Annotated in this window: 25 protein-coding genes and 5 pseudogenes; 3 read left to right on the forward strand and 27 right to left on the reverse strand. The window is 34.0% G+C overall.

Annotated features, from left to right (window positions below; genetic code table 11):
- Positions 1-9 precede the first annotated feature (9 nt).
- From JFU20_RS01035 to JFU20_RS01050, 5 genes are all read right to left on the reverse strand, one after another.
- Positions 10-597, reverse strand: a complete 588-nt coding sequence (locus JFU20_RS01035; RefSeq protein ID WP_242488124.1) for a VanZ family protein — start codon at positions 595-597, stop codon at positions 10-12.
- Positions 598-1,893: 1,296 nt separating this feature from the next.
- The gene (locus tag JFU20_RS29960) at positions 1,894-2,091 is read right to left on the reverse strand and encodes a hypothetical protein (RefSeq protein WP_242488125.1); all 198 of its coding nucleotides are present in this window, start codon (positions 2,089-2,091) and stop codon (positions 1,894-1,896) included.
- Positions 2,088-2,507 carry a hypothetical protein gene (locus tag JFU20_RS29965; RefSeq protein WP_242488126.1) on the reverse strand — a complete coding sequence of 140 codons (420 nt, stop codon included), beginning with the start codon at positions 2,505-2,507 and terminating at the stop codon, positions 2,088-2,090. Before JFU20_RS29965 ends, JFU20_RS29960 begins: the two co-directional genes overlap by 4 nt.
- Positions 2,508-2,928: 421 nt before the next feature.
- The gene (locus tag JFU20_RS01045) at positions 2,929-3,567 is read right to left on the reverse strand and encodes a nuclease-related domain-containing protein (protein WP_078205199.1); all 639 of its coding nucleotides are present in this window, start codon (positions 3,565-3,567) and stop codon (positions 2,929-2,931) included.
- 16 nt (positions 3,568-3,583) lie between these two features.
- Positions 3,584-3,967 carry a hypothetical protein gene (locus JFU20_RS01050; RefSeq protein WP_078205200.1) on the reverse strand — a complete coding sequence of 128 codons (384 nt, stop codon included), beginning with the start codon at positions 3,965-3,967 and terminating at the stop codon, positions 3,584-3,586.
- A 125-nt stretch (positions 3,968-4,092) separates the two neighbouring features.
- On the opposite strand from JFU20_RS01050, the gene JFU20_RS01055 reads away from it, so the two are divergent.
- Positions 4,093-4,677 carry a hypothetical protein gene (locus JFU20_RS01055; protein WP_151304200.1) on the forward strand — a complete coding sequence of 195 codons (585 nt, stop codon included), beginning with the start codon at positions 4,093-4,095 and terminating at the stop codon, positions 4,675-4,677.
- Positions 4,661-5,275 carry a hypothetical protein gene (locus JFU20_RS01060; RefSeq protein WP_201038195.1) on the forward strand — a complete coding sequence of 205 codons (615 nt, stop codon included), beginning with the start codon at positions 4,661-4,663 and terminating at the stop codon, positions 5,273-5,275. Before JFU20_RS01055 ends, JFU20_RS01060 begins: the two co-directional genes overlap by 17 nt.
- A 53-nt stretch (positions 5,276-5,328) precedes the next feature.
- On the opposite strand, the gene JFU20_RS01065 is transcribed toward JFU20_RS01060, so the two are convergent.
- From JFU20_RS01065 to JFU20_RS01160, 21 genes and pseudogenes are all read right to left on the reverse strand, one after another.
- Positions 5,329-5,964: a hypothetical protein gene (locus JFU20_RS01065; RefSeq protein ID WP_002069133.1), complete on the reverse strand. Its 636-nt coding sequence runs from the start codon at positions 5,962-5,964 to the stop codon at positions 5,329-5,331.
- Entirely contained in the window at positions 5,964-6,593 is a 630-nt protein-coding gene (locus JFU20_RS01070; protein ID WP_078205203.1) for a hypothetical protein, read from the reverse strand. The genes JFU20_RS01065 and JFU20_RS01070 overlap by 1 nt, the downstream gene beginning before the upstream one ends.
- Positions 6,594-6,899: 306 nt before the next feature.
- On the reverse strand, positions 6,900-7,616 hold the full coding sequence (locus JFU20_RS01075; protein WP_201038196.1) for a transposase: 717 nt from the start codon (positions 7,614-7,616) through the stop codon (positions 6,900-6,902).
- A gap of 16 nt (positions 7,617-7,632) precedes the next feature.
- Positions 7,633-10,923: a DEAD/DEAH box helicase gene (locus JFU20_RS01080; protein WP_201038197.1), complete on the reverse strand. Its 3,291-nt coding sequence runs from the start codon at positions 10,921-10,923 to the stop codon at positions 7,633-7,635.
- Between the two features lie 76 nt (positions 10,924-10,999).
- Positions 11,000-11,227 (reverse strand): hypothetical protein, encoded by a 228-nt coding sequence (locus JFU20_RS01085; protein ID WP_078205207.1) that lies wholly within the window; start codon positions 11,225-11,227, stop codon positions 11,000-11,002.
- Between the two features lie 15 nt (positions 11,228-11,242).
- A complete protein-coding gene (locus JFU20_RS01090) occupies positions 11,243-12,334 on the reverse strand; it encodes a DUF6094 domain-containing protein (protein ID WP_201038198.1) in 1,092 nt (363 codons plus the stop codon).
- 114 nt (positions 12,335-12,448) lie between these two features.
- A complete protein-coding gene (locus JFU20_RS30330; RefSeq protein WP_274606576.1) occupies positions 12,449-12,583 on the reverse strand; it encodes a hypothetical protein in 135 nt (44 codons plus the stop codon).
- A 20-nt stretch (positions 12,584-12,603) separates the two neighbouring features.
- Positions 12,604-13,016: pseudogene (locus JFU20_RS01095) on the reverse strand (DUF6018 family natural product bioysynthesis protein).
- 596 nt (positions 13,017-13,612) lie between these two features.
- A pseudogene (locus tag JFU20_RS01100) lies at positions 13,613-13,833 on the reverse strand (IS4 family transposase); the annotation flags it as partial.
- Positions 13,834-14,318: 485 nt separating this feature from the next.
- Positions 14,319-15,206 (reverse strand): DMT family transporter, encoded by an 888-nt coding sequence (locus JFU20_RS01105; protein WP_002065479.1) that lies wholly within the window; start codon positions 15,204-15,206, stop codon positions 14,319-14,321.
- Between the two features lie 144 nt (positions 15,207-15,350).
- Positions 15,351-16,097, reverse strand: a complete 747-nt coding sequence (locus JFU20_RS01110) for an SDR family NAD(P)-dependent oxidoreductase (protein WP_201038199.1) — start codon at positions 16,095-16,097, stop codon at positions 15,351-15,353.
- Positions 16,094-16,834: a 2OG-Fe dioxygenase family protein gene (locus JFU20_RS01115; RefSeq protein WP_002065477.1), complete on the reverse strand. Its 741-nt coding sequence runs from the start codon at positions 16,832-16,834 to the stop codon at positions 16,094-16,096. The genes JFU20_RS01110 and JFU20_RS01115 overlap by 4 nt, the downstream gene beginning before the upstream one ends.
- A gap of 511 nt (positions 16,835-17,345) precedes the next feature.
- Entirely contained in the window at positions 17,346-18,458 is a 1,113-nt protein-coding gene (locus tag JFU20_RS01120) for an RNA-guided endonuclease TnpB family protein (RefSeq protein ID WP_201038200.1), read from the reverse strand.
- A gap of 11 nt (positions 18,459-18,469) precedes the next feature.
- A complete protein-coding gene (tnpA, locus tag JFU20_RS01125) occupies positions 18,470-18,868 on the reverse strand; it encodes an IS200/IS605 family transposase (RefSeq protein WP_201038201.1) in 399 nt (132 codons plus the stop codon).
- 514 nt (positions 18,869-19,382) lie between these two features.
- Positions 19,383-19,478, reverse strand: a pseudogene (locus JFU20_RS01130) (helix-turn-helix domain-containing protein); the annotation flags it as partial.
- Positions 19,479-19,750: 272 nt separating this feature from the next.
- Positions 19,751-20,206 (reverse strand): annotated as a pseudogene (locus JFU20_RS01135) (Rpn family recombination-promoting nuclease/putative transposase); the annotation flags it as partial.
- 43 nt (positions 20,207-20,249) lie between these two features.
- Entirely contained in the window at positions 20,250-20,951 is a 702-nt protein-coding gene (locus JFU20_RS01140; protein ID WP_201038202.1) for a YrrS family protein, read from the reverse strand.
- Positions 20,952-21,189: 238 nt separating this feature from the next.
- Entirely contained in the window at positions 21,190-21,624 is a 435-nt protein-coding gene (locus tag JFU20_RS01145) for a hypothetical protein (protein WP_002013690.1), read from the reverse strand.
- 654 nt (positions 21,625-22,278) lie between these two features.
- A pseudogene (locus JFU20_RS01150) lies at positions 22,279-22,503 on the reverse strand (DDE-type integrase/transposase/recombinase); the annotation flags it as partial.
- A 23-nt stretch (positions 22,504-22,526) separates the two neighbouring features.
- On the reverse strand, positions 22,527-23,021 hold the full coding sequence (locus JFU20_RS01155; protein WP_201038203.1) for a hypothetical protein: 495 nt from the start codon (positions 23,019-23,021) through the stop codon (positions 22,527-22,529).
- Between the two features lie 53 nt (positions 23,022-23,074).
- On the reverse strand, positions 23,075-23,467 hold the full coding sequence (locus JFU20_RS01160) for a transporter (RefSeq protein WP_002187379.1): 393 nt from the start codon (positions 23,465-23,467) through the stop codon (positions 23,075-23,077).
- A 487-nt stretch (positions 23,468-23,954) separates the two neighbouring features.
- On the opposite strand from JFU20_RS01160, the gene JFU20_RS01165 reads away from it, so the two are divergent.
- The gene (locus tag JFU20_RS01165) at positions 23,955-25,337 is read left to right on the forward strand and encodes an alpha/beta hydrolase family protein (RefSeq protein WP_201038204.1); all 1,383 of its coding nucleotides are present in this window, start codon (positions 23,955-23,957) and stop codon (positions 25,335-25,337) included.
- Between the two features lie 123 nt (positions 25,338-25,460).
- Here JFU20_RS01165 and JFU20_RS01170 read toward each other — a convergent pair whose 3' ends face one another.
- Positions 25,461-26,021 (reverse strand): GNAT family N-acetyltransferase, encoded by a 561-nt coding sequence (locus JFU20_RS01170; RefSeq protein ID WP_201038205.1) that lies wholly within the window; start codon positions 26,019-26,021, stop codon positions 25,461-25,463.
- Positions 26,022-26,496: the final 475 nt, after the last annotated feature.

Consider the following 26,496-nt stretch of genomic DNA (forward strand, 5'->3'; position numbering starts at 1 on the left):
TAAAATCCGTTATCGGAAGTTATTTTGTATATTAGTATTCTTGTTCGATGTTTTTAAAAACTTTGGAAATAGTGTATAAATCAGGTTCCAAAATAAACATCCCAATAATGTTCCAACGGTGTTCAATATTACATCGTCTATATCTGATGAACGTCCTGACGGAAAGACATATTGGATAAATTCAATTAACAGAGAAAATATAAAGCCTATCATTGTCACTTGATAAATAGAAAGTTTTGTGTGATTTTTCCATAATAAGGTGAAGCCAAATGGCATAAATAGGATTATGTTAAACAATATATTTTTGATAGGAACCATAATATCGACATAATTGGTCATTAACTTATACATACCAATAAAAGGGATTAAGTTTACTACTCTAATTTGTTCCATCCCTATATGTCTTGGTGTAACAGTAATCAGTAAAATGGCAATTATCGAGAGAGGGAAAATTATGTTCATAATGATTGTGTTTTTATGTACAACTGTTTCATTCCCCTTCTTTTTTACTAATACAATTGCAATTCCACATACAATAATGGTTGCAATTAAAAACAGGGGAATTGCATATCCAAAAGATCTCCATAACTGTGTCATATTTTCCCATCCTTTTTATTCCATTTTAGCATATTTAAAGATATAAAAGTAAAATGTATATCGTATTCATGTAAGGTTAACATAACGTCTCATTATCAGTAGTCAATAATGAATAGAAATTTCATTATTGGGAGATTTTGATTCTCTAGGTTGATGGCGATGTGGCGGGACCCCATGCCCATCAAGCTAAGATTTTTAACAACCCCGATTATGAAAATTTTATTTTTTCGCAACTAAAGGACAAATAAAAAAAGGTCCTTAACAATTTGTTAAGGACGGCGGAATAAAACCGCAATTTGGGTTAAAATCCAATCAGTTTGTAGAAAATAAATTGCGATTATGATAGCAATTGTATTCCCAAAAGCAATGTTTCAAATGAATTTTAGCATACCTGTAACTATATTGGTATCAATAAAATATGGATTGGATTACAAATAGTGGTTTTGAATATTAGAAAAAGTTTAAAAGGTAATTACTTCTCATGAAGAAAAAACCTTAAGAAGAACCTGTAGCGATAAATTTTTAGAGGAAGCATCCATAGCGGCTTCTTTTTTCTTTGCTATATAAAATTTATATAATAAATGAGGAAATTAACTAATCGGACAATTAAACACGGAACTCATCTTTCATAACTAAAACATTTTAAACAAACGTTTATTTAATTCTCCTATACCTAATTTCTTCATCACATAAATAAAAAAGATAAGAATACCCCATTTACATATATTCAAGAATTATAGTTAGTTATAACATAAAATTCATTTTCTTATAGTTAATTAATCCTAAATATAATTATATGTTTTTCTGTAAGAACACTATATTCTTCTCTATTTACCTATACTTAAATTTTTAATAATTTATTATGATATCGATATTTGGTTAAAGTATTTTGTATGAAATAAACAAATGGATTTTTCTTCGGAAACAAAATACACCTTAAAATTTTAATAATTAACATAATTTTCAAAATCAAAGTCTGTGGATGTTAATATTTGTTATATAATATACTTGTCAAAGCATTACCCCTGTAGTTTCTATGATGAATCTGTAAGATAGTTTGTTTGTCCCGTATATTCACCTGAAACTAAAAAGAACTTGTAGGGATTCCTACAAGTTCTTTTTGCTTTCTGGGATAGCAACATTTTTATATTGTCCTACTCAAAAATGAAATGAAATCTGACGTGGATTTAAAATAATGTTACGACTTTTATAAAATCTTAAAATGTTATAGTGACACCTCATAAATAATAATTGAAAGGTATGTTTTTACACATCATTTACTTAACCTGTTTATGTTCATTGTGGTTCATCATTTTCTTTAAACTCATTTTTTTCTTCATTAATAAAACCCTTTTTACCCTTTAGAAATACATATTTTAGATATTTGTTAAACTTTTCAGGCGGTGTATTTTCTACGAGGATAATTTGATGATTAGCACTTAACTCAATCAAGATTTTATAAAATTCTTCGTATACTTCTGGGTCATTTATCAAGTTTTTTCTTCGATTTCAGTTAGACCTTCCACAGGTTTCTGAACTTGTTGAAGATCTGAATTTCCATCAGGCTCTTTGCTTTTCTGTTCATTCTTTTTTAGTGTACCTACATACTTACTAATTGAGTCTAATAATAAAAATCCTGGGTGTCCAGGAGCATATCCTTCAGTTTTACTTTTTAAGATTGCTCCTAAATACGATAACTGCATACACTCTAAGAGGCCACCGCTTTCATGAGCGTAAACACTTGCACCTTCATAGTATGGAATATACTGATCAGGATGAATAAAGGTTTCATCATTTGTATCATACTTCAATCTTGTCATAAAATCTTTGTATTCATCGTTTAAAAAATCAAAAATCTTTTTTTGATCCTTGCCACTTATTTGTAGTGGTGTGATTTCTATGAAAAACAATGTGTCAAAAAGTTCGAGATAACATTTTGCAGTACTTCATAAATACATAGACCTTTTGAATCATTTTAAATTAGTATCCCAAAACCGATTATTTTGGGGACAATCAAATATCGAGAGGTTTTTGATGTTATTTTGTCGAAAAACTTCCCAATACAATAAAATGTAAATTTTCTCGTTTTGGGGGTATTTACATTTCTTAGCTTGATAGCGATGTGGTGGTATCCCCTTATGCGAATACTAAAGTCCATTTCAATTGAAATGGACTTTAAAACATTTTATCAGAAACCTTCTACTCTTTTTTTTTCATTACAAAATCCCTCGGATTCCCTCTAAGCTTGTAATACTTCATGTTAAGACGAATAGCTACTACAGATATTACTAAAAATCCTATTACATATAACATTGTTCCTTTCTCCATTTCTTATTGTTTGGCCAACTTATTCTGTAAATACTTCACATGCTTCTTTTCAATATCTTTATCCGTAATGTTCGCTCGCAATACTGTTTGATAGATATGCAGGACCTCGTCATTTGTTAGTTGCACGTCATTATATGATTCAATACATTTTTGTAGATCGTTATAATACAGAACATGTTTATCTTTAGCATGAACATTTACCCTTTTTAGACTGCATTTTGGATGAAATGTAGCAATAGAGATACAAGGCAGCTGTTGCTCCATCACCCATTCAATTGCTTTCATATGTTTATAATTTTGTCGTAATGGATTTTGAAAAGATTGTTTCTTTCTAAAGATACCTTTTGTCCATCTTGCTGCTTTCTCATTCCCATAGATCCAGCCCTCGTAGTTCTTCGTCTCTATGACAAATACACCTGTTTCCGCGATAACAATATGGTCAATTTGCGTTGTATCACTATACTCCGTATTAACTGTCACATCATGTAACACATAATAACTTTCGGGATTTAATTTGCTTAAGATGCGTGTCACCATTTTTTCTCCGGCTTTTCCTTTCCATTTTGGTACATGTTTTTTTACCATGATATTAAACGGAATCAGAATCGCAATGAGAACTAATTCAAATATTAATACTTTCATAATATAAGCCTCCCTTTCACACTCTTGCGTTTCTGCGCATTAAACGATACACATGAGTTTCTAATCCTAAAATAAAATATGAGATACATAGGCCTTTTATCACCATTTCTACAAATCCCAATGCTAATGAAACAATAAGCCCACCCCGAAATTGAAAGGGTCTTGTCACCCTTCGATTCACTGGCTTTTCAATGACACCAAAGTTAGCCCAGGTTGGTAAACGTTTTTCCACATTCTTTATGGTGCCCATTAATCCATATTTAAGCGACAAAATGAAACATCCGATTAATAAATATACAATGGAAGAAAAATAGACAGATAGGCCCATAACAATAAGTGTGAGTAACCAACCTATCAAAATGGAATTTCGTAAAGCGATATATTCTCGATTTCTTTTCAAAACAAACAGTCCTTTCAAAATAAATTAGCACATTTTAAAATGGAAAATATTTACATTTTAAAATAAGCATGATATGATACATCTATATTAATTTCAGAAATAGCCTAAAAAGGATTGTGATAGACATGTTAAAACTTGTAGTAGATAATACCGTAACAGAACAAGAAACAGATTCAGCTTTTTCAAACCTTTTCACCTGCAAAGACTGTGTATACTATCTTTCAAAATCGGATTCTTGCAGTCTACAATTAGCAGCTGATTCAAATAACCCCCTTATCCCTTATGAGTGTGGGAATTTTGAGGAAACCTATGAAATTGGAACGGAAGATCCATTGAATTCACATATTCATCAACAACTTCGTGAAGAAAAAGCACAAATACTAGCTGAAAATTATCCAGCACAACCTTCTATTGATCCGATTCATAAAGAAGCATTATGGTATGGAGCAGCAGATTATGGTTGTTGGATTGTAAATGATGCAAAGAAACGTTTTGCTCTTGCAGGACAGGTTCCTTTCGGTGATAATAATATGTCATCTAAAAAATACGCATCTCCTTTCCCTTTACATGATCATGGAGCAAAAGAAGGTATTAGGCACTATATGTGCTGGTATGTAAACGAAAAAGGAATAGGCGAATACCATCTACTTATTGGTGGTGTCATCATGAAAATTGCAGAAGGAGTTAAGAAACTTGGATTCAATTACTAATCACATCTACAAGAAAAGAATGTTAGAACATACGATATTATTTAGCCTGGTACATCTGGTGCCAATCCTCATCTTTACCGGCATCATATACTTAGTACTAGAGCTTTCTAAGTCGGAATGGCATACTTGGCTTATTTATGAAGGAATCTTTACCATCCTGTTCCTCATAACGAGATTCCAAGTCTTTCAAACGAAAAAAAGTATTCTTTCTATGAAGCAATACGAGAAATGGTTTTCGAAGTTAAATATTATTTTAGTTTCTATTTTCCTTGTCTGTTTTGCAGGCATACCAGCTCTACTACAAATTGTGTTCATTCTACAAATGGCACTCATTTTCTACCTGTTAGAGCGTAGTTGTCTGTATATCGAAAGATTACCAATACATAACGTCTATAAAATCAAGGCAATTATTTACGACAAAAAACAACTGAAAATTGAACGAATTATTCCCAATAACGAGGAACACGGCACTCTTACAGCTCAAACAAAAGATGAACAATACTTTTTATATACAGCTGTATATCTAAGTGGCATATTATCCCCTATATCACCGGAGGTATTTGAAGAATACGAACGAAGAAATCATATGGGTAGATAAAAGGTACTGAATATAGATTCAGTACCTTTTTCATTCCTCTTATATGTGTTTCTTTACATATTCGCAAATAGCCATGGAGCGAGTACGGCTAACATACAAAGTAAACACGATCCCGTTATGACACGATTGGACCAACGATAATACTCAGGTTGTTTCGTACTCTCATGAATTTTTCGTAAACGAATACCTGCAATTAACATAAATGGTGTAAAAATAAGTGCTGTTGATTTAAACAGGTCTAAAAAATCCGTAAAGATGTTCATAAACGAAACTACATCGGAACTGAATAAGAAGTACACACTTAGTCTCATCGCCATCATACTAACGAATGAAAAGATCATACTCCCTGTCGCCCACTTCATCCATTGACCATTCTTCGTAATTAATGCCATAACCATGACAATAACGCCTAATACGAAAGAGATAGAAAAGATATTTACCCCTACTTTAAAGGCAGGTGCATACATACCCTCAATTTTTTGTATTAATGATGAACCGAATGAATCATCCTTCTCTGGTGTTTTGGTTCGATTGTTTAATCCCTCTTTAAAGGATGACGAAACATCATTCCCTTTTAATTCATTAAAGTCCACTTTTACAGATGCATGAGCTGCTTGTAAGGGGATAAGAAGTAAAACCATCAAAACAAGCGTACATAAGACTCCTATCATCCCTTTTTCTTGTTTCATCACACATCACCCGCTAATTTTGGTTTAACGCTCTTTAATTTGATTTGATTTCCTTCTGCAACATAATAGAGATCTGCTGAGTAATAGATATTTGCTTTTGTATATGCTCCCATAATTGCATTCGCGATTTCTTCCTTCTCTACTGCCATGTATGTTTCATTTTCATTATAAAATTCAATTTCAATTCGATTAATATTATTATTTAATACTGTAATATATAACTCTTTTAAGCTATCTAAACGATTTCCTAATCCACACACTAACTTAAATACTTTATTTGCAATCGTTGGTGGTTTGACATAAGTCGTATTAAAATGAAGAGTTTCATCATCTATCACACCATCTTCCTCAACTGCACACTTCATAATGAAAGAATGATTTTGTTTTTCAATTTCTTGTTGACTCAACTTGCGATCAATGACATATTTCACGCTTATTGATAGGTTTTCTATATACTCATCTAGTTCGGTATTTGAAATTTTAACCTCTGAGAATTCCGGGAAAATCATGTAAGCGTGTATATTTGAACTACTTTTACTTACACGCAATACCTTTACTTGTTTCTTTTCGTAGCGCACCGTCTGTTCTAATTTTTCCACTACATTGTTGCTCATATGATCTATTATCATATTTCATCAGCCTCCAGTAATTTTAATATAATAATCTTAAATACAATCTCATGTATATGAAGCATTGTAATATTACAACGAGTTCTCAAATCGCATATTTTAAGATTAATAATCACTTTAATCTTAGAATATTTTAATATTACAATGACGTACAATTTCTCATTATAGTCGAATATCCTTATATGGTGAATCGTTCTGTCCCACTCATTTGTACAAAAACAAAAAAATTTTGTCCTTGTACAAATGAGTGAGAACCTAGTGTGTTTAATGCTATATAACTAAGAAAATACCAACTAGGAAATAGATTTATATACTCCCTAGTTGTCTATCACTCCACCCAACTAATGTATAGGAATAAGGTGAATCAACCTCTAATTCTATATACATTAGTTTATTTTCTGGTAATATCTCTCCCTCTGTATGTATCCAATAGCGCTTCCTATTAGACATATTCATCACACGTGTCAGTCCTTGTTCTCGTCCTATTACTTTTACAGTCCACTTTACCAAATTCATATCCTCTCCCCCTGATACTCCTTGTTGAATAGGAACGATATGCTCTGTTTCTAGTGGGATCGGCAACTGTTCTAGTTCGAGAAATGTCTCCTCATATTCTAATAATTCCTCTGGTATATCCTCATCGCTAGGAAAAAGGATATCGTATACTGCTTCAGAAGCAGGAGCATGGTGAAAATCCTCAGCATACTCCACTTCTTTTGCAACTTCCTTGTCCTGTTCTAACGTTTTTTCTTCTTCACCTAAATTCATTTGAACCGACGAAGCAACTAAATCGTATATAGTTGCTACATCCTTTTCTAAGGTGATTTCTTTTGTTGGAACAGTAATACGCTCTTGTTCCCTACCAATTGGTCTGCTTTCTCGCGGGCACCAATAAACGGGACGTTCCACCGGTGCCTGTTCCTTTTCTTTTTTCTTTGCTTCTTCTATTAGCATATTTTTTCTGACTTTGCGAACTACAAAAAACACATAACAAAATAAAGCGATAAAAATCATTGTAAACATGATTTTCTCCTCTCGGTTATGCAAATAAATCGAACTCAAACTGTCCTTCGATTACTTTGCTTTTTCGTTTCCCTTTCTTTTTAGCGGTATCCACTTCAACAATCACTTCGTCCCAGAATGCAATATCTTGCTTTTGAACCAGCATACACTTATCTGTATTCAGCGTTGTTAATGTACGAATGATACCTTCTACTTCCCCATCTATTTCAAGTTCACGTTTCTTCACTTGAACACCAGGTACTTTCCCTTGTTGAATAAATTCAACAGCCTTTTGTACAAATTGGGCATCTTTCATAAATGCAACATCCATTGTTCCTGGTAATTTTTCCACCCAGTTCGTAAATTGAATTTCAATCGATTCAAACACAGGTGTAATCACATTACCGATATTTGCAAGAACTCGTTTCGATTCTTCTGATGCCGCTTTTGTCCATTCTTCTGTTGAGCCTTTTAATTGGTTCCCACTCTTAATGTTTTGAATTAATAAAGTCTGTAAATCCCCTGTATCACCGAGCATTGCATTTAAACCATCACTTGTCGCATCACCATTCATTGCTTCAGAAGCTTTATTCTTCTGAGCTATCAACTGTGCCATTTGCGCTTGGAAAGTCTCTCGATATCCAAGGTAGAATGTTCTACATTGATTGGTTTGACCAATACGCCAATGTCTTCTTGCTGCCTGATTTAATGTGAATAAGCTGAATGATAATTGATAAAAAATCAGGGTCGGTGTTGCCAATAAATCGAGGCCCACCTTCACAAGTTCTTGCGAACAAATGATTACATTCACACCGTTTTTCACTTGCTCTTTTAGCCATTCACTACGTTTTGGCGGAGTAACTGTATTGGTACGGAGAATGGCTACTTTCGCACCAGGTACTTGCTCTGCAACCTTCTGCAAACGAGGCTGAATGTCTCGTTCTTTCACTGTAGATCCTGTATCAGATACATAAATGATAGTTGGACGACCTTCAGAGATTTCAGTATGCAATATTTCTTGCAATTTCTTCTCCTTCGGCTGCATACAATCCTCATCGAATCTATATTCTGCATTAGACCAAACAACATTTTTTTCATTCCCATCTAAGTAATAGTTAGGATAACGATTCATGTTATCTGGGTATGCATTTCCTGTACGAATATAAGAAAGCCACAATTTGCCGACATCTGGTGTACCTTTCGCTGCCTCAATTGATTTTTCAAATGACTCTTTCATATGCTCATAGGCTTGTTTTTGCTCTTCAGACATATCAACAAGAATCGTAGGTATATTGATTAGCTCAACTGGATTTGGCCATACATCTTTTAAACGTACATTTATTGTTGTATCCATTAAAAATTGGGTAAACACATATGGTGAAATACCAGGTACTACTTTAGTTTTATCTAGCATTCTTTGTGCACCACGTGAAGCTACATTAGATACAACCTCACCATCATGGTAGTACGTTCTCTCGATGTTTCCGTAAGTCTCATTCCAATCCATTAAAGAGCTATATTCAAACCCACTCTTCACCATCTTGGAAGGATACAAGCGCCATAACGTATAAAATACATCGCTCGCCTTACCTCCAAAAAGAGTTCCTGTTCCACCTACGAATTTTTTACAAACTTTAACTAAACTTCCTAGAGCAGTTCCTTGTGCAGTTTCGCTTTTCAGCTCATGTATTTCGTCAGCGATAAGAGCATCAAAGAAATGCTTCATTTTCCTACGAATATACTCAACTGTAGCTACTTTTCGATACGCTCTTCCTGAGTGTTTTGCACTATAAGGTTTGTTACGATTTTCTAACTCTAGTTGTTTCTGTAAAGGTTTATTTCCCTCTTTAATTGCCTGCACTAATTTATTCTCATATTTCGTCCAGTCTTTAAAGCTTGCATATCTTGTTTTTACCTTCGGACTCCAAATATTTGAATTACAATCGGCACATACACTGTTTTTATTTGTTTTAGAATCTAAGTCACTTGCTGTAAATTCTTTATACTGACAGACTTCGTTCTGTTCACCATTGGCTTGTTGAACCATAATAGAAGACACTTTTTTACGTAACCTAGCACCACAATCTGGACAGTAATAGCCCTTCTTATAATATCTTTGCACCTCTTCTTCCGTTTTTTTAGAAAAAGCGGTCTGCTTATAAGGTAATGGCATCTGTTTAATAGAATCTCCTCGCATTGTAGTAAAACTAACGACAAAGAAGGTTGGTTTTTGTGGTTTTGGTCTTCCAGCCTGAATCCAAGATTGATGAATTCGAATCAGATCCTCTGTGCGTTTAATAAGATGTATCTCTGCGTCTGGTAATAAGTGTCGTATTTCTTCTTTTGCCCACTTCTCCGTAAGAGTTGGTGAAACAAATACGCAGGTACGATACCCTTTTTGTCCTTTTAAATGAAAATAGCCATCTACTGCAGCTGTCATGATTGCACTTTTCCCCACGGACATTTCACCCTGTATAATAATTCCTTTTTGTACTTGTAATGCTTTTGCTGCACCTGTTGCTACATGTGCTTGTACAGGGAATAATGGTCTTTCATACGTATCAAAATGGGATAATGCTTGGTCTGACATCGGTTGATGTAATGGCTCATCCAATTTTGTTACCTTATCAAGCATGACAGGCGAATATTCCAATAGGTATTCATTTAAATCATTTACTTCATTGATTTTTTCACCTGTACCCTCTTGCGGGAATTGACATTTCCCAGACCGGATCATTTCTGATAAAAACTCTTTACAATCCTCTGCTTTTAATACGACTTGTGCAATCGTTAGAGAAGAAAACTCATTCTTATCGAAATACACTTCTAATGGTTGTAACAAATTTCTTGTTAGCATCTCTTCATAAATCGGCTTCGCCCATTCTTCTAAGATTGGTAGACCATACGGGGGAGCCATTAAGAAATCTCTTACTTGCATTTCTGGTGCTTCATCAATTGCAACAATATACTTTTCTTCTATTTCCTTAGAAAACGCAATAATTGCCTTTTTTCTATTTGCTGTTTGTGTATTAATAAACTCAAATTGTCCTGTCGAAATTACATTCATTTTTTTTCCTAACGTATAATGTAATTCTTCTTTTTGTCCCTCTCCAAAATACAAACGACGTGTACCCATTGATATTGCAGCACGGAATGACTTTAATGTACTCTCATTCGCACCTAATACTGCAAATTGGATTTGATGATGACGATTTACTGCCATAGCAAAGCAAAAAGCAGTATGTGAAGCAGTAGCCGTCTCCAATTGCAACATCGCTGGTGTTTGTTCCTGGTCAAATGTATGTTGTTGAATTATTTCGTTTATCATAATATTCGTTCCCTCCTAAAAATAAAAAACCCATCATAATCGATACGTTTCATGTCCTACTCATTTAATTTATTGTTTAAAAATCTATAAACTGTTTCCACTCTGTTAATGAATGCTCAGCCGCATGTAGAATATCGTCTACACCTTGGAATAGTGAAAAATGTTCTAACACTCCCAAATGCGTACCTGTACTGATCTGAGATGCACAAAGGCAAACTACCGTTAGAACAATAGCGATTCGGAGCACACGATTACTAAACTCCCAAGCAATATATAATGCTCCTATTCCTAATAGTACAGACATAGCCTTCTTCCTTTCCTAGACAAGTTCTTTGACTTCACCAGTTGGTGTTGCAATGATAAATTTCGCACGGCGTTTTTGTAATACAACTTCTTTCGTTGTTTTTTCCAGTTGCTCAAATGAAGTTTCAAAAAACATATTTTCAGATCCACGAACAGCATGGAGCGTATTTCCTTCACCAAGCAAACCGTCTGCCACGCCTGTTATCAGCAATAGTCCTAATTGTCCGGAAGCAATTGGCATCTTTGCTCTTTCAGCATCTGTTTTCTCATTTTGAAGTGAGTAACCATTCCCTCTATTTAAACGCTTCTTAAATGTCGAGATACCTTCCGATTTCCCCACACCTTCATAAGCACTTTTATAATCCACTCTTGATGTAAAAATTAGTTTGTTTTGATGACGCAATGCAGGTATAGCCCAATCCTTACGATTTACCATTTCTGCTAATGTATTCACATGTTTTTTGACGAAAGTAAGGTCAGACATGTTTTCACAGAAATTAGCGAACCGATCGTTGAAGTACGTGTCATTTTTCGTAGCAGCACGCTTACGTCCAACGAAGACACACTGTTTAAATGCATCGAACTCCTTATTTTCATCACCAAAACGCATTAAGCCTATTTCCTCATAATTTTTTGCTAAGAAATAACTAATGTCGTCTCTAGCAAATCTGTCGTAAGGAATGACATACACCATAATCCCACCATCTTGTAAATAATGGTGTGCACGCTTTAAGAAGTTGAACTCCATTTTCTCTGGTTTTGCATTTTCTGTACGAAGCTCCGTATTATAAGGAGGATTTAAAAAAATAAGCGGAAAATAGTCATGACTAATCTTCATACTTTCAAAGCCCGAGCGTACCACTACATCTAATTGCTCTTTTGCTTTGCCATATCGATTTGCATCTATTTCTACAACATATGTATCAAGTTGTATGCCAACTTGCTTCACCTCGTCTGCAAAACTTCGTAAAATTGTTCCTTCTCCACAACATGGATCAAAGCAAGCATAAGCTCGCCCTGGTTCCATTTGTAATAGTTGTATTAAGTGTTTCCCTTCTGTTAGTGGTGTTGGATAAAATCCCGCCGCTAAATCATTTCCTATACGCATAATCTTTCCCTCCAAGTTCTATTTTGCAATAAAAAAAGGAAGATCCAAGTATATACATCACTTAGTTCTTCCTTTTACCCTCTATACACTACCTCGACTTGTTTCATATATCTTTTAAAATGGTAGTTGTTCATCTGTAATCTCCGGAATCTCATCCAAACTAGCAAAAATATCATCTTGTTCATCGGATGGTTCTTTCGCTTCCTTCTCCTTTGGGTCATTTAACACGCGCCAAATATCTTTTTTCATCATTTTATCCCCTATTCCTTTTACTTTTCTGTTTCATAAACACTGTCATCATCATAAAAAAGAAATCTTTTACTTTACGCATGACTTTACGAAACTTTGGTTCAGCTACAATCTTTGTGCCATTGTAAAAACTTTGTTGACCGACAAAGCGCCATAAGATTACATAGCCTTCTTTTACTTCCTGGATGCCCTCAATAAATAATGCAATTTCTTGTATAGCTTCTTTTTCATGAATAGAGTTTGGTTTAAAATATTGCATTTTACCATCAGGTAATATAATTTCTGCCTCTAAACAACCTCATAATTGATTAATTCTCGATTTAGGTTCGGTTAACATTGCTGATGCAGCATATGACTTCTGATTTTTTTCTATTCGTGCTTTATGTTCCTCTACTGTTGATACTAGTCGTAAGTGTCTACAATCTTTTTTCATTTTACTATCTCCTCTATTTTGTAATTTATTATGGTTCATAACCCCGCCTGCAAACTTGAAAACAACACAAAAAGGGCTTCTTCAAGTCGATTAAAAATGTGCATAGCAAAATAAGCTATATATACACTAATCGGCTCAAAGAAGCCCTTTCACAATTGAAACAAGACGCAACTTGCTTCTACAACTCAACCACAACACAAAAAGGTGTGGGAATAAACGGAATCAAATAAACTAACAATATACCTATATATTATATAATATCGTTATGCATTTCAAGAAGTTTTAATTAAATTTAACGCATTACCTAAAAGAATCCTTCTTCCTCAAGCTTGTGAAGGACGAAAATCCAAAGGTAAGTGAGAGTTGAATTTCGGGTAATGCGTAAACTCATAATAAATTACTATCAAGTATCTTACCAGTCTTAACCCACGCATCTACTAGAAATGCGACGACCGATAAGGTTAGGATTGTTCTGGCTACCTTTATTCCAATCCCTACGCCTAAAAGAGGCCGGACATGACCAGTCAAATCATCATGAATTATTATAACAAATTTCAATACGCGCACCTACAAGAAGAGGTGCGACAAAATCAACACGATGCTTCTAAACAGCTAGATAACTGAATTAAAGAAGTAGTAGCGACATTTTGGCTCATCCATACACATAAAGCAAAGCGACTAAATCTTTTGCTTGGTACTGACTGGTTCGCTGCACAAAACCAACATCTCTAGCAAGATCTCGTAAGATATTTTGGGATAAGAACCTTTGAATTTCTTGAGCAAATAGTAGTAATTCATCAGATACAGAAATAGACATACAAAAACGCCATCCTTTCCTATGATTTAAAGAAAGAATAGCGTATTTTTAATTTTATGGAGAACTAATTATTTCTTTTTTTATAATAAGAAAAGAAATTTATTATCATATTAATTAAACATATAAAGATAAATGAGTACTTGAAAATAGTACTTTTATAGTTTCCAAAAAACAAAAATAGTATAGCTAAAAGTGATAGTATGCTAATAATTAAATGATACATATATTGAGACTGTTTCTTCATTAATCATTCCCACTCTTTATATTATCACAGTAAAAATTAAAATAAATAGAATATACCTAATTGGATATCTAAATAGTTAGATACTTCATAAACTTAAGAAAAAATAAGATGAATTTCCAAAGAAATCACCTGTAGAAAAAGAAAATTTTTACTGTTTTGGGGGTGTTTCTTTTCACTAGATTGATGGGCATGTCCTGCTACCCCAATTATGTCGCAAGTGTTTTTTTATGATTTGATTGTTTTACAATACACGAGCGTCGTCTTCTATAGTTTGTTTTTTAAATTTTTGGGTCTTATTTTTAGATTTTTTGAAAGTTAGAGCCATACCAACAAAAATTAGAGTAATCCCTGATACTTGCATTAAAGTTGGTCGGAATCCTGTAAGCACCGTGTCCAATAAAATTGCTACAGCTGGATCTAAAAAAACTAATATCGAGATTAATTTTGTTGATAAATCACGTAAGCTATCAAAGAATAAGTAGTATACCAATCCTGTATGGATAAGGCCGGTTGCTATAATATACGTCCAATTACTTTGAGTCAGTCCATGGAATGCATCAAAATCTATAAAGGGTATTAGAAGAAAAATCCCTAAAAATGTTTGCAAAAAGGTCATTGCATAAGCACTCATGTTCTTAATACCTTTCCCAAATAAAGTTGTAAATGCATAAAACAGAGCTGCGAGAAGTCCCCAAACCATGCCAGAAGACATTAACGAGTCGAAAGAGAAGTTTTTGTTTATACCAGCGATTAATAACGCTCCTACAAAGCAGATAATGATAGAGATAACAGATAATACTGTTAATTTTTCTTTAAAAACAATACTTCCAATGATAAGTACAATTATTGGAGCAAGGTGATAGACTGATATTGCAACTGTGACTGACATATTTTCAAACGCTTTAAATAAAAATACCCAATTAAATACAAGGAAAAATCCACATATCAAGACTTGAATAACTTCTTTTCGTTCCCATTTATCATGTTTGTACTGTCCAGTAATTAGCCAGCATAGACTTAAAAATATTGTAGCAAAAATGCATCGTACAAATACCAACTCAAATGAAGGTAAATTTGTTTGTACGGAAAAAAAGCCGACTGAACCGAAAATAACCATTGATATTATCATCTTCAAAGCCGGTAATGATTTTCTCTCAATAGAATTTTGTTGAATCAATTTAATCCCCCCGTTAAATATCTAATTTTTAGTAAGAAAAGCACCGTCCTTCTATAAAGGGCAGGTGCTTTTAATTTATCTACAAAAAACACTTAATTATAAATTCTTCCCAGCTGTCCAACCACCATCTATGACAAAGTTGGAACCTGTAACAAAGCGAGCCTGATCAGAAATTAAATATTCAATACACGAAACAATATCCTGCGGTATTCCCCACGTATCTAAGGATTGATTGCTTTTTATAAGGGATACCAAACGTTCATCACTAAAATATTCTTCTGTAAGCTCTGTCCTAATGACACCCGGAGAAATACTGTTCACTCGTATGTTTTGCTTACCAAACTCCATAGCCATCTGTTTAGTAAGTCCAATTAGAGCATGTTTTGATGCAACATAAGCCGCTCTTTCAGGTTCAGCCATTAATCCTGAAACAGATGCTATATTTACTATGCAACCTTTTGTTTTAAACTTGTACCAACGCTTAGCAGCTTCCCTTGAAAGAATAAAGGGTGCTACTAAATTAACATCTATTACTTTTTTAAATAGATCATCAGAAAGTTCTAATACAGGTGTTATTTCCCTGATACCAGCGGCGTTTATAAGTATGTCGGGACAAAGGGTATCTGTATCCAATTGTATAAAAAGATTATTAATCTCATTGCTGTTACTTAAATCTATTTGTACTAACTTAAAAGACGTATGTGTTTTTGTATAGTCTACTAATTTATTTGTATTAATATCAAGAGCTATTACATTGAATGATTTTTCTAAAAAATATTCAATACAAGCATTTCCTATACCACTGTTGGCGCCTGAAATCATAATAGTTTTATTTTTTATCATTTTGGCTCCTTATAAGAAAACGTTACTAATAAAATGTCACGTACGGCTTCTGTATTACACTCTGTTCCTAGTGGTGTTACAGCGTGGAATACCTTTTGTCCAAATACTAAAGTTTCTAGGGGATCCTCCAAACTTATAAACTTGTTAATTTCCCTAGGGCTGTTTGCAATTAGATTGTCTCCGCCAAGAGCTGTATTACTTAAATTCATGAGATGTAAAAAGACAATCGGCTCATCATCCTTATGTAGCCAAATTGGAGAGCTAAAAGAAGGGTTTTCTCTCGTTGCCTTATATCTTACTTGATGTAAACCTATAATTATATCCTTACTTGTATCAAGTATGTTTGTATTAAATGCAAATTCACTATCAAAGCGAACAATTTTCTCAATTAATGAATTATGTAAAAATTCATCTGTTATACTGTTGAAATTTCTAATTTTCCCACCATCGTCATAATTATATTCTTCAGATTGGAAATATCCATTGTCTGTATCTAGAACATAATCTGAAGAACCAGCGTATTTTATATATCTTGAATAGGCTCTAGCGCGACATTCGCCATATGCGTCGTTTTGTAAGCTGTAGTAGTCTAACTGTGCTTTCGTTAGTAATGCCTGATCTTCTTGATCTTGTAAAAAAATATCATTAGAGATTTGAATGTATCCATTTGATTCGAATTCATGTACATTTTGTTCTACGTCAAAACTGCTTGTCTTATTAGAAACTGTTGTTAGCATAAGAGCACCTCAAACTTTCAAATTATATTTTTCCCACTGTATATTCAGAATGAAGCATGGGTTGAGGAGTAATATGTTTAATAACCTTAAATATAACTTGTTAAATTAATACACAACATTAACTATTTGGTTATTAATAACTCCTATTACAGTATAAACCATATTAGAGAATTTTTGCAATTTTTTTCGAATTGTATGAAATTTTATTTTAATTAGTTTTTTATTCTGAATCGCTAGGCTTTTTCTCTTTATTCCCCATTTTTTCTTGTCTCCTCCAAAATGTAAGATGTATCATTCAAATGAATTTTTGCAAATAACATCTATTAATCCTTCTGTATAAAAATACGCATATAAAGACGAGAATTGATATTGTGAACTACCCGCCACTTAACGTCCTAACGGACTGTTTGAAGTGGGGGCTTCTCGGTTAGTCGTTACTTTTGATAGCTAACGAATTCGTCCTAAGACAGCCGAGCTAACCCCCTTGTTCCAAAGGTTATTTTATTGCTATTTATGCTAACGCTAATAGGCGTATTGCTTCATTTTTGATATTGATAGCTGCGTTATAATCTCTATCGAGATTTACACCGCATATGCAAGAATATACTCGTTCAGACAATGTCATATTTTTTACATTTCCACAACTACTACATGCTTTTGTGGAAGGAAACCATTTGTCTATTTTCACAAGTTGTTTTCCTTGTTCGTTTAGTTTATAAGCTAAGAAAGAAGTGAACATACCCCACCCATTATCAGCAACACTTTTTCCAAAATGAAGTGCTCGTGACATTCCTTTCATGTTTAGGTCTTCAATAGCCACAACATCAAAATGAGTAGCTAACTCTTTAGACTTATGATGAAGGAAGTTCTTACGTTGGTTCGCTACTTTTTCATGTAACTTAGCTACACGGATACATTGTTTATTCCGACGAATAGAACCTTTGGTTCTTCTTGATAATACTCGTTGTGCCTTTGCTAATCGGTCTAACATTTCACGATAGAACTTAGGATAATTGGCTTTCTCATCCTCAGAACTAACGTATAATCCATCCATCGCAAAGTCTAATCCAACAACTGTTTCTACTTCTTTTTGTACAATCTCTTTTTCGTATTCAGTCAAGATGGACACATAGTATTTACCAGTAGGTGTCATAGAAATCGTACATGACTTGATCATATAATCTTGTGGTATCTCTCTATGCTGTTTGATACGTACCATTTTCAGTTTTGGCAATTTGATATGACCAGTAAGCAACATAATATTTCCGTTTACTACATTCGTTGTATAAGACTTTCTGTCTTTTTTACTTTTGAATGTTGGGAAGTCATTTTGACCACTAAAGAAATTCTTATAGGCAGTTTGCAAGTTTAGTTGAGCATTTGCCAAAGCTAATGAATCAACTTCTTTTAACCACTCAAATTCTGCTTTATATTTCGCAGGAGTTGGAAGCTTTTGTTTCTTTAGTTGTTCCTTATCATCTTTGTATTTTTCGTACGCTTCTTTCCGTTCAGCTAACATTCTGTTATACACGAAACGTACACAACCGAAGGTTTTACGCATAAGATATGCTTGTTCTTCTGTTGGATACAAACGGAATTTATATGCTTTATTATGCTTTGTCATATCATTTCACCTCACTTTTCACCTTGGTTTTCAATATATTTCTTTACTACATCTATTGGCGAACCACCAGTAGTTAGTAAGCAAAAACTTCTTGACCAAAACATCTCTTTCCAAAGTTTCGTTTTCACTTGTGGAAAGTCTCTCTTGATTAGTCGAGAACTTGCACTTTTATAAGCATTAATAAATTTTGTCATTTCTGTATTCGGATGTGCCTTGAACAAAATATGAACATGGTCTACATCATGATTCCACTCTACCAGTGTTATGTTGTAATTCTCGGATAACCTGACAAACATGTCTTTTGCATAGTTTGACATATCATCATCAAACACATTTCTTCTGAATTTTACGACCAACACAAGATGGTAATACAACAAGAATACTGAATGGTTATTGCTGTCTAATTTCATTTATATACCAACCTTCGAACTTTATAAGACTGATTATATCAGAGGCAAAATAAAAAGCAAATCCTTTTGGCTACGCCAAACCGAAATTCATCTCCCACCTACCGCTGGGCTACGCCCTTCATGCGCTTGAGGAAGGAGAATTCTTTCGAGGAATTCGTTAAAAAGGTAAAATATTACCTTGTATTAGCATAATTTTTCATCTCTATATTTTTATTATTTAAAAAACTAAGTATTAAATCAAATGCAAATATTCATATCGTTATTTCTTAATTATAAAATATAAAGAACCACCACTGCTATATGGGATGGGACGCTATGCATGACCACCGTCATCCTAGTTCAGCGCTAATCTATTAGCAAAACAGTGTATCCTTATTTTGAGTGCCTTCTCTTTTTATCTTTTTTCCAACAATGTTTTGCTAATTTAATATTCAGTTGTATGCAGTGTTGTCACCCTTAAAAAATCAGTGGTCTTTTATTTAGAGAAGAATTTAGCTAATTAATTTCATGTTTTGAATACAAAGCGATTGCAACCAATGGTTTTAGCAATTAATATTTCTTGATTCTTATTTAGATAGATATGAAATTTATATGCTTTACTTACTAACATAGGGTGCACCTCACCTTTTTATAGGATATCTACAGTATATAAAAAACGTAGGCTTACGCCTACTGATATTCATCTCCCACCTAAAATTAGTGTTTCACACCTTTATATTTTTGAGGAAGGAGTTTTCGGTCTTGGATTATTTCGTTTTCATTAGCTTGATAGTGATGTTTCCGTATCCCCTAAAAATAGAAAAAAAAGATTGAGACATCTCATCTTCTTTTCAGGCAGAGTTAGAGAAAGCATTTTATTGGATAAAATGCTTTCTCTAAGAACTAGCTCTGCAAAAATCGCTGTATTTCTATTTCTGGTAATCCTGTAAGCTTTGCAATGTCTTCTACAGACACACCATTTTTATGCATGCCTCGAATGAGTTGCATCTTTCCTTGCTCAACCCCTTGTTCGATTCCCTTTTTAATTCCTTGTTTTTCTGCATGAGCAAATTTTACTGCCTCATCCATTAAGGCCTTTTCTCTTGCTTCATATGCTTGACGGAAAGAAGAATCTTGACTCAGACGTTCCCATTTATTCATTGCTTTTTGTAAAATCGGATCTCGGTTCATGGCAATACCCTCCAATGTTTGTGTGAGATGTTCATCTTCATTCGCAGGTAATAATAATAACCAACGAACAAACGAATCTTCCCCCGGATTGACTTTCTCTTCGCGCCATTGCTGCATCAACTTTGGAATCTCTACTATATGAACTTCTATATCATCACTTAATAGCTTAGTCGCTCACAACAAGAGAGGATAGCATTTACATTTTGCTTATTTATTTTACCACTTGAACAGATACTGGTTTCCAGCCCTGATTCTCTACCCAATCAATATCAACCTTATATTTTTTATTACTTTGCTTATCTCGTACATTACCGTAGGCTTTATTTTCACCATTATTTCCAATAAAATCAAAAATCAATTGACCCTCTGGAACATCAACAGCATAAGAAATTGCTTTTTTCATCTCATTCCAATCTACTGTTCCTTCTTTAAATTTCATTGCAGGTTTTGCTCCTTGCTCTGTACCAATTGGCTTCCAAGAAGGATTAGTTTGAGAACCCTTTTCTTGAGATGCCGTTTTTTCTCCCTCTTTATTTTCATTTCCGCTCGTTTTTACCGATTTTTCTGCTTTTTGTTTCTCTTCTAACAGTGCTGCTTCTCTCTCTTCACGTTTCTTCTCTTCTAACAGTACTGCTTCTCTCTCCTCACGTTCCTTCTCTTCTAACTGCGCTGCTTCTTTCACTTCACGTTTCTTCTCTTCTAACTGCGCTGCTTCTTTCTCTTTATGTTTCTTCTCTTCTATCTTTGTTGCTTTCTTTTCTTGAGCAATTGCTTTCTTTGATGTATCAGAAGGGGAAAACAACTGGTATGTCACTATACCAACTGTCACTAATACCAAAGTAAATGCAATATTAAAAATCACTTTTTTACGACGATTTTGTTGTTTTTCTTGAAACCTGCTTCCTTGTCCCATTTTTTAAACCTCCGAGTTTATTTTCCCTTCTAATCTTTATGCATTATCCTTATAATTCTTAATATTTTCATTAAACAATGGAAATGAATTACAATTCCCATACAAGATTTCATATCATAATAAAATTTGTGTTGTTTCAAGCATCTGACATATGTTATTCAAAAATATTTTAATACATTATAAATTGATAAGCATCTGTTCGTAAGAAACCTTCCATTTTATTCAAAGGTGATTCCAATTACGTCCACATTAGATCTCCTGTAGAAATCTTTTTAACAATTAAGCCCCTTCTTCCCTTATTTATAATTTTCAAATTAAACTGCCCTCTATGGTACAATAAAGATGTGTTGTTTTCTACTGGGGTATGTCGTAAAATCAAAAGGGATTTTATCTCTTTTACCTTTTTTTCAGAGTAACTTTCACCACTAGGAGACTCTATTATTCCTAATGTAATCTTTAATTCGCTTTCATCAAAAATCCAATCTTTATTAAGTTCCCTTATCTTTTGTATAAAGCTTCTTTTGGTTTTTCCTATATAGATCAATGTTTCATTCTTAGCATATACTCTAGAGATTGCAAATATTCCCTTCTTAAAAGCTTCTTCTCTATTATAAAAATCATTTAAACTATACAATCCATACCATTTAATATGTACTGTTTCTATTAACCTCACCTCATTTTTTGATAATATTATAATTTCTGAATGTTCAAATTATTATGGATACATAGCCTTGATTACTTGAATTATAAATAGTGCTTTTCAATAATACATTTTATTATTACTAATTTCAATAATGAATATGTACATATGTAGTATTGGATGGCCGCAAAAAAACATGGGAATTTAATTCAAGCCCTATATCAAAATGAAAATAAAAAACACCTGTGATATACACAAAGTGCTTTTCTCTTGTCAATTTATCTATTTTCTTTTTATAACTCAAACTCCTTCGAATCGTACTTTTCTAGAGTTTGCTGCAATTCATTTTTTTCATATGGAATATGTTTATCTGTCTGTATATCTTCAACATTTTCTCCACCCGCTAATAATCTCCTGTACTTAAAAGAGTGCCCTGTTAATAATGGTGTAATTATGTTCTATGGCCCTCCTTTTGTTTGATTACTTGTATCATAAAACAAGTATCTGAAGCTGATATGTGGTCTACTTTACTGATAAAAATAACAAATAAAAAAGGAAACCTGCATGTTCGTTATAGTGATTTTCATGTTATATATACTCATATAAATTCATTAATATGCAATATTACATATTAGGTTCCTGTATCTTCATGATATTGATGTATTTATGATACTTTTATCTTCATATTTAGAAAGGAATACTATTGTACGTTGAAAAGGCGGAGTCTCTTTGAAGACTTCGCCGTTGTTTATATAGGGCATGAATGGTCTCGATACCTTTTATCGTACGTGAAGCATGACGAAGATTTTGAAATCCTGCAGATTTAGCAAAACGTCTCTTGACATGCCTATGATCCTGGTCAATAAGATGGCTAAAATTTTTGATTCTACAATGGATTGTAGTTTGATAAACCGAGAGACCCTTTAGAATAGAAATCACTTTTGACACAAAACAATGATTTTATATGGTGTAGTTTGAGCTGGTATACTCATTGTTGTAAAACTATAAATAGCTATTAAATTTCGATTTACAAGATTACCTGTAAAGAATTGACCATTTGTTAATAAAATTTGAGTAGAAGGAGAAATATTTAATTTTAATTTTCCATCACTACTCTCCAACTGTTCATTAAAATAGTCTACTTTTACATTTTGATACGGTGTATATTTTGCCATAACAATCGCTTGAAATTGTGGTGGAAAAATGAGAAGAGCAGGAGCGTTAGCATCGTAAAACCCAGTTACTTTATCTCCTACTACTACCGTTGCATAGTCGATAAAATACGTATTTGGTTTCACTACAAATTTTATTAGATTCCCATAACCATTATCTACGGACATTAATTTATTACATCCTATATCTTCGTTTGACCCTGTTACAAAATCGTTAATCATAGTTATTGTACCATCAAATGATTGAAATTTTTTCATTCAAATACCTCTTTTGTTTATATAATTAAACCTCTATCGTTACTCTATAATTTTTAAAAACATGTAAATGAAATAATCCTTCTCGTATCAATTCCAAAAATAACCCAAAACCTACCGTTCCATCTAAAACCAGCAACAGACCTTGGTCCTACAAAAATTGGGAAATACCAAAACTGTTCACCATTACTAAGCCATATATAAGTATTTCGAAATAAACATAATGAAATTGCTCCTGGATCAACAGCAAATGGTGAAGCAGTTGATTGTTGAGGAATAAATGATGGGGGAGGAGATGTTGGAGCTTGTGAACTTTGCTGTCCTGGAAAACTTGGTACACCCGGAAAACCTGGCATTCCAGGTATACCTGGAATCTGAGGACCAGGGAATTGACGATCGAAGCATTGATCATAATTTATATAAGGAAAATATATTGAATCATTATACATTTAAAAACCACCTCTTTATTTTTAAAACCCTCTAAATTATTAATATGTAATGTTGTTCGTATAGGAAGCTTATTCGCTTCCTATACGAACAACATTTTAAACAGGAAAGTATACCTATACCCTTTTTTTCGGTATGGGGTAATGGAAATTCCAGTGTCATCTTTGCTACTACACCCTGTTACCAATCAAACATGCACAATGTAGAAATGAACCATAAAAATTTCTTCATCGTATGCCTCCCTCTCTTCTTGTTTTTCTTCCCCTACATCATAACGGGATTGGAATCATTGTTGGAAAAACGATCGATTTCTATGATTTAGCAACGAATTATGTATAAATCCATTGCTTAACTCCTCCACTCTTTCAAACGGGCTTTTTATGATATGTATGCAGGATTCCCCCTTACAAGTAACGAAACCCCAATAGGGAAACATTCCACTAATTACCATACCTATTTCATACCATTACATTTTGGGGGTTAAACAGGATGAAAACAAAGAAGTTACAAAAATCAGCACTTTCTTTTACCCTACTCTTTTCTTTAGGTGTTTCTTCTTTTCCGCTTACAACAGCTATTCATGGGGATACACAAGGGGCACAAACTGCAGAAAAGAAACAAGTCTCATTAACGGAGCGTACGTCTTTATTTTTTGCATATCTCCAACAAGGTAAATATGCAGAGGCACTCCAGTTGACGTCTGCAGCTTTTCAGTCCAAGTTTACGGCAAACATATTACAAAGCTGGTGGACACAAAGTGGCGGGAGCAGAATTACAAGCATGGGAACACCTGTTATAAAAGAACGAAACTTGGTCCATCAAACGGTTGAAATTCCAGGAGCTATCGAAGGAACTACTATTCCACTACTCCTTAAATTCACGCCTGGCGGCAAAGTTGATGAGGTTGGCGTAAGGACGGCGCCAGAGAAATCTTATACCATCCCGCATCCTAGCTATGACCAACCTGATTCCTACCAAGAACGAGAAATCGTCATTGGAAATGCTACATACCCGTTACCAGCCACATTAACGGTTCCAAAACATAAACCTGGCGAAAAAGTACCTGTTGTTGTTCTTGTTCACGGTTCTGGGCCGCATGATCGTGACAGTACATTTATGGGAGCTAAAATCTTTAGAGACCTTGCAGCTGGTCTTTCATCAAGCGGTATCGCAGTGTTACGTTACGAGAAACGTTCCTTAGAACACGGTTTTAAAATGAGTGCAGAACCTGTAACGTTAGACCGAGATACTACAGATGATGCCATATATGCAGCAAAATCAGCAGCGCAGCAGGAAGGCATTGACCCAGATAACATTTTCATTCTCGGACATAGCCAAGGTGCTGGCACCATGCCGCGCATACTAAGCAAAGCACCTTCATCACTTGTAAGAGGAAGTATTTTAATGGCACCACCTGCACGTCCGTTTACTGACATGCTCCTTGATCAGTATCAGTACCTCGGAGCACCTAAGGAATATATTGATGAAATAAAAAAACAATTCGCTTACATTGAGGACCCTACTTTTGATCCAGATCACCCACCAGCTGGTTATAATTATCTTCCTCCACATTTCATGTATGATGTGACTCGTTGGCGTCCAGTTGAGGAAGCGAAATCACGAAAAGAACCATTACTGATTCTGCAAGGCGCACGTGATTATCAAGTAACAGTAAAAGACGAGTTTACGAAATGGCAAGAAGGGCTTTCAAGCCGCAGTAATGTTCATTTCAAAGAATATCCGAAATTGAATCACTTCTTCACGGAGGGCGACGGGGAATTAAGTCACCCTAGTGAATACGAAGTCCCTTCCAATGTTCCTGCGTATGTCATCAAGGACATCGCTACATGGGTCAATGAGACAAAGAAATAAGAAAACAACAAAAGCCATCATGCAATCATCATTGCGTGATGGCTTTTTTGATATTAATGATTCCATACACGTGATACGGTTCTGGTGCAAAAATAGCACCCTGTTCTTGAATAATGTTCAATTTCAAACGAATAAAGCCATTAATATTAAATCTTGATAGCCTCCATCCAATTTTACACCCTTTGCTTTTCTATCCTCTTCAAAAAAGCCTTGATTCTTATATAACTTGATTGCACCTAAATTATCTTCCATTACCTCAAGACAAACTTTTTCAATCTTACAGTTATTTTTAGCCCAATTGATTAACGTTTCTAGAAGAGCTCTTCCAATACCATAATTTCGATATTCAGGTAGTATGGTCATCGCAAAAAACCCTTGATGACTAATTTTTTCTTTGTTTCCGTTCTTAAAATCTATTGCACCGACTAACTTACCATCCACTTCAGCAATAAACTGTACAAAATTTGGATTTTCATAATAAGCTTTTAACGTTTTTTGAATAGCATCAACACTCATCTGCTTTACATCCTCAACCGTACTTAGCATGTATGGAGCGTTTATTAAAGCTCTTGAAGCAGAATTTAACATTCTTTCTGCATCCTGTTCTTTAGCTTCTCTAATTGTTACTGTTTTTCCGTCCTTAGATTTATAAGTAAAAACGTTAGTTGATAGTATATTAAACACACCTTTCGGAATATAATTACTCGGATTTTTTACCCTTCCACAATTCTTAAGTAAGAGAAAATCGTATCACCTTTTTCTACAATCACTGTCCTTTAACTTAATAATAATTATTTCAAACATTTTAAATTTTCACAACATTCCATTCCGTTATATGGCCCGATTGTTGAATAACATGACTGGCGTTTTTTAAAGAACCTTATTTTGTTTTAAACGACTTTATTGTAAATTAAACAACCTTATTATCTCTGTGCATGTAAGTTTTGTTCAACATACGTGTACGTACTCGCATTTAGTACGACAATTGTGGTCAGGTAATGCCTGTCCACATAAAAATTGCAATATCAATGTACGATTTAATTGTCACAAATAATATATTTCAAACCAGAAAAAACGACCTACAATGAATTATGATGCCTCTTCTCTTCACTTGTCGGTGCTCTCCTGTAAATAATCTTTTTCTGTCAAACAAATAGTA

It is taken from the genome of Bacillus sp. TH30 (assembly GCF_016650875.1).
Taxonomy (GTDB): Bacteria; Bacillota; Bacilli; order Bacillales; family Bacillaceae_G; genus Bacillus_A; species Bacillus_A mycoides.